The sequence below is a fragment of the Gemmobacter denitrificans genome, assembly GCF_036964905.1.
Lineage (GTDB): Bacteria > Pseudomonadota > Alphaproteobacteria > Rhodobacterales > Rhodobacteraceae > Gemmobacter > Gemmobacter denitrificans.
The window spans coordinates 1-1,193 of record NZ_JBALHR010000048.1 but is presented as its reverse complement, the minus strand read 5'-3'; the positions used below and the strand labels follow the sequence as shown (position 1 = coordinate 1,193).

Below are 1,193 nucleotides of genomic sequence, written 5' to 3'. Positions count from 1 at the left end.
ATGGCCATCTTTCGCTGCGACCCGGATTGCAAGGCGATGCCGATGCTCTGCGCCCCACCTCCGTCCGGCAAGGAGGCGCGGATACTGTGAAGCGTCCAGGCTGCCTGATCGGTCGACGGCGCGATGCCTTTGCGCAAGGCCTCCCTCAGAAGGGCATCCACTTTCGCGCGGGCCGCATCTTCCGGCATCCAGCTGCGCAGAACCACCAGGGATGCCAAGACCCGCCCCGGCACTTCACCGGTGGCAAGGCGATCAGCCAGGCCCTGCGCTGCCGCATGGCGGATGCGCGAGACCGGATCGAGCAACCAGTAGCAGGCGAGATCGGCATGAATGGGATCACTGCGCCCCAGCGAGAAAGCCACAACATCATCCCGCATCTCGGGTGGCATGGCCGGAAAGCTCTCGGTCAGGGCTTGATGCAAGGCCAAAGGCGCGCCCTCTGCCTGACGGATCAGATCGTCGAAAAGACCCTCAAGACCATGGGCAGCGCTGGCTGGGCCAGCGGCCTCGGGACCGAACACCGGGACCACATTTTCGGGCTGCAGCACGAGAGCGGCTGGCGCCGACAAGCCATTCCGGGCCCAGAGCTGCGCAAAGATCAGGCTATGCACCGATGTCAGCCGTCCCTGACCCCGCGCCAGATCAACTGCGCCAGCAACCGTGTCGATCAGGGCCTGACCCCGAGCCTTGCTGTTTTCGCGGGCGATGCGGGCTGCGTCGAGGCCCGCGCCAAGAAGGTCGAGCAAGTCCTCATCCGCGGGGCCAAGCGCCGCACGCGCACAAAGACGCGCGACGATCTGCCCGCCCAAGGCGGGACGATGCAAAAGATCGATACCAAATCGCTCGAGAACCTCTCGACGCCCCCCGAGACGATCGCTGCCCGCAGCCTGCAAGGCAGCCAGTGCCTCATCGATCCGACGTGTCGCCATTGGCCATCATCCCAGACTGCGCGATCTCTGGCGCTATCCTATCAAGCGCACGATGGCTTGTCAGGACAGCAGAGCCGATAGCCCCGGGCCAAATCCGCCCTCCCCTCAGATGCTCTTCATTTCCTATCGCTCCCAATCCTGCTCTTTGCGAGGGGCCGGGGCCGCCAGCCGCTGTTCGGCCTGCCCAATCTCTTTAAGCGTCAGCCCGAAGGCGACATGCGACCGGGCGGCAGACAGGAGCGCGCGGGCAATCCACTGCCGTTC

1 protein-coding gene is annotated in these 1,193 nt (G+C 65.1%); it reads right to left on the bottom strand.

Translation table 11 applies throughout. The features are described 5' to 3' along the window. Positions 1-929, bottom strand: a 929-nt coding sequence (locus V6590_RS20760; RefSeq protein ID WP_335425618.1) for a hypothetical protein, incomplete at its 3' end; no start/stop codon positions are given. Positions 930-1,193: the final 264 nt, after the last annotated feature.